The 1,923-nt window shown below is 37.5% G+C and carries 2 protein-coding genes and 1 pseudogene; 2 read left to right on the top strand and 1 reads right to left on the bottom strand.

The window, feature by feature from the left end:
* Positions 1-140, bottom strand: a pseudogene (locus L5M49_RS24995) (IS4 family transposase); the annotation flags it as partial.
* 493 nt (positions 141-633) lie between these two features.
* Here L5M49_RS24995 and L5M49_RS24990 point away from each other — a divergent pair.
* Positions 634-1,425, top strand: a complete 792-nt coding sequence (locus tag L5M49_RS24990; protein WP_263208515.1) for a hypothetical protein — start codon at positions 634-636, stop codon at positions 1,423-1,425.
* A 337-nt stretch (positions 1,426-1,762) separates the two neighbouring features.
* Positions 1,763-1,923, top strand: a 161-nt coding sequence (locus tag L5M49_RS24985) for a transposase family protein (protein WP_263139880.1), incomplete at its 3' end; no start/stop codon positions are given.

Below are 1,923 nucleotides of genomic sequence, written 5' to 3'. Positions count from 1 at the left end.
TTTCGACCTAACTCAGTCAAGGTCAGTGTCTTACATTCAATCAGTGCCTTAGAGGCCAGCATCAAGCTGTTTAATCGTTTTAGGTGAAGTTCTGGGCAGTATTGGTGTAAAGAATGTTGTAGGATATTGGCTTCGCGCATCTTGTTGTCCAAGTGTAGTTTTTAGCGAAACCATTTGATCATGCAACAAGATGCGCTTCCACCCTAATTTGATGATTTATTTGTAAATCATCAGGGGATTCTTCAGTGCATGGCTTTCATATGAACTTGATCACATGAAAATGAAACATTGTTGCTATTGGATTTCGCTGAGAGATTTGAAAGAAACTACCAATGGAACATCAGTTACAATTAAGATCCCAAGAGAAAATATCTTAACAGCTACTAGTATGCTTTTGTTGATGGAGTCGGCAAGTCATGGAGGTATTGCTGCATGAATATTTCTCAGTTAAAAAATATTACCCATAATATACCGCCTAAAAATTTAGAATGTTACTTACGGTCAAATGGATGGGTGCCAGATGGCGATGTTTTCGGTTAAGCTACAATTTGGCATCGAAGAGAAGAAGGTTTTTTTGACTTTGAGGTCATACAACCAACATCGATTAATATTAAGGGCTATCAACAGCGCATATTGGACGCGGTAAATTCGCTCTCAGAGTTTGAAAATAGATCTCCTTTAAAAATTATAAGAGCAATAGATAATTTTTTTTCTGATAGTGTGAAAATACGGGTTGTACATGCCGATGTAGAAGAAGGCACTATTCCTATCGATGATGGAGTTTTACTTATTGAAAAATCAAGAGACTTACTTGCAGCAACAACACTCTCTACATTTAGAAAAAAAGCACATTTTACTGGTCAACGTAACACTGATGTTCAAAATTTTATAAAGCAACTGCGCTTAGGCCAAACAGAAGTTGGTAGTTTTGTCGTTAATTTAATAGCTCCTATTGTAGAGTCTTTTGATGCCCAATTAGATCAAGATAAAATATCAATTACTAGAGCTGTCACTAATAATTTGTCTCGTAGCTTGTTAGCTTTAGAGAATGGGATAAAATCTTATCAAAATACAGAAAGCGTATTTGAATTCGAATCAATTGTGGAAAGTGGTGTAAGTGCTAATTTATGTGATGCACTAGTTGGCTTAAGTGGTACTGCCAAAACTAGGTCATTCACAATAAGTATATATCTGGCTGGAGCTGAAGCCGATATCCAAAATATGCCAAAGCAATTTAACTTCTGTTCGGAACAGGTGCCTACACTAGAGCTCGCATCAGCATTTTATAAAGGGAATTATGTTATTAAAGCCTATGAAGCATTTGGCTTAGTTAGCAGAATGACACATTTACCTGATGATGATTTCGGCGAGATTACTGTTAGATCTCTTGTTCGAGGTGTCGAAAAAATGTGGTTATGCAATTAGCTTTAAATGACTATTGGGACGCTGTGCATGCACATGAAAGAAAAGAGTTTGTGAGTTGTAAAGGCGCACTGCATGTAACCGCAAAGTCAGCAAAGATGCTTGATTCGCATAATTTTAAAGTAGTAGGTAGTCATTCTAACTCGGAGGATGAATGTAGGCTCTAATGTATTGTGATGTTTTTTAGTTAAGTGGAATAACGGATTATCATAGATATGAAGGGCTAACGAGATTATGCACTCGCGTGTAAGTCAGGGCGGGATCATACTTTGTTAACAGTAGGGAACTTCTTCCTATCTGCATGATCTGATCGGGCATGTTATTCTACTGAGCCTAATCCATGTCCTTATTTGAACACTTGAAACTCATCGAAGACCCTCGCTCTCACATCAACCTAGACCATGATTTAGTTGATATTATTTTTCTTGTTTTAGCCGCAATCGCTTCAGGTTGTGATGGCTGGCAAGCTATTGAAGAATTCGGCCAAGAGAATCTATCTTG

Origin of the sequence: Shewanella sp. SM74, assembly GCF_025653725.1 — a bacterium.
GTDB classification, from domain to species: domain Bacteria; phylum Pseudomonadota; class Gammaproteobacteria; order Enterobacterales; family Shewanellaceae; genus Shewanella; species Shewanella oncorhynchi.
Note: the sequence above shows the minus strand (reverse complement) of the source record. Positions and strands in the feature narration are given on the sequence as shown.